This is a genomic window from Enterococcus sp. S53 (genome assembly GCF_016516865.1).
Taxonomy (GTDB): Bacteria; Bacillota; Bacilli; order Lactobacillales; family Enterococcaceae; genus Enterococcus_D; species Enterococcus_D innesii.
In genome coordinates, this window is the sequence record NZ_JACVUH010000055.1 from 1 (window position 1) to 1,133 (window position 1,133).

A 1,133-nucleotide genomic window follows, 5' to 3' on the forward strand; every position below is an offset into this window, starting at 1 on the left:
ATCCGATTTTTCTGATGCCTGCTATTCCTTTAAAAATAGATTCATTAATAATCTTCATGTTGATCATCCTTTCAAATTAAAAAGAGTAGCCGCTTGACTACTCCTTCTTTTCTGTGAATTCTTGGCCATCGCCATAATCTGGTTTTTGTTCATCTTGATATTGGCTGCTAGCTATATTCAAAAACACCCCAGCTAAAGTTGCAGCAGCTGTGATCGTTCCAACAATGATTTCTGTTGAGAATCCATATAAACCACCTAGAGTTACGATAAACGCCGTGATACCTGGCACCCCAACGGTTAAAACTTTTTTTGCTAGATCATACTGTTTATTTGTTAATTTCATGATAGTTCCTCCTAATGTTCATCTATTTCTTTTTGTTGCAAGATACCTTCATCACGTACGTTTAAATTAGATACCTTGGCACGCAACGTGTCGCCAGTTCCATTTCCACCTAGATTTTTATAGGCTTCAAACAGATAATCAAAGTTGTTTAATTCACCAACAGTGATATACCCACGCTTAATGTACTCATCTGCTTTGTTCCATATTTGATTGTGGAGTGAGGCCTTCTCAGCTTTTACAATTTTCTGGCTTCTGACCTCAGCCATCGTCTGATAATCCTCTACATTTTTAAGACGTTTATCTTGTTCCGTGTTTGCTGTTTCTAAGGCTGTGATTGTTTGTTCCCTAAGATCATTCTCAGCCCTTTTTGCTTTAACTAGTTTAGTGACCCATGTACCAACTCGCCAAAGTGTAGCCAATAAACCGCTACCGAACAAAGCAGCCCAAAAGCTATTGATTTCCAAAAGCTCTTTCATTCTAAATTCCCCCAACTGGACATATGCCACCTGCTTTCTATAATTAAAAAGAGCAAGCCTATGCTTGCCCTTCTAATTCTGCCAAAAAGTCATCTTCTGCTGCCCATACTTTTTCTTGGAAATCATCGATATCCTTACGACATTCTGCTTTGTTTGATCGATACAACGCTTGATCTTGAATAGATGTAGTCACGCTAGAATTTCCAGCAGTGTCAGTTGTAATATTAGCATTCAAGTATACTGCTACCTTATCGCCTATTTTTGATTCTCCTGTGATTGTGATTGATTTCTTGTAATTTAGCATTATTCATTTC

3 protein-coding genes are annotated in these 1,133 nt (G+C 37.8%); all 3 read right to left on the reverse strand.

What is annotated here, in order from left to right; genetic code table 11:
- Nucleotides 1-97: 97 nt before the first annotated feature.
- From IAE45_RS18550 to IAE45_RS19255, 3 genes are read right to left on the reverse strand one after another with little or no spacing between them, the layout of a single operon-like run.
- On the reverse strand, nt 98-343 hold the full coding sequence (locus IAE45_RS18550) for a phage holin (RefSeq protein WP_142962974.1): 246 nt from the start codon (nt 341-343) through the stop codon (nt 98-100).
- Between the two features lie 11 nt (nt 344-354).
- On the reverse strand, nt 355-819 hold the full coding sequence (locus IAE45_RS18555; protein WP_200127875.1) for a hypothetical protein: 465 nt from the start codon (nt 817-819) through the stop codon (nt 355-357).
- A gap of 58 nt (nt 820-877) precedes the next feature.
- A complete protein-coding gene (locus IAE45_RS19255) occupies nt 878-1,012 on the reverse strand; it encodes a hypothetical protein (RefSeq protein ID WP_267908071.1) in 135 nt (44 codons plus the stop codon).
- Between the last annotated feature and the right edge of the window lie 121 nt (nt 1,013-1,133).

What these genes read in the sequence shown, in the direction of transcription:
- IAE45_RS18555 (WP_200127875.1), bottom strand. Translation starts at nt 819, where the DNA reads ATGAAAGAGCTTTTGGAAATCAATAGCTTTTGGGCTGCTTTGTTCGGT.
- IAE45_RS18550 (WP_142962974.1), bottom strand. Translation starts at nt 343, where the DNA reads ATGAAATTAACAAATAAACAGTATGATCTAGCAAAAAAAGTTTTAACC.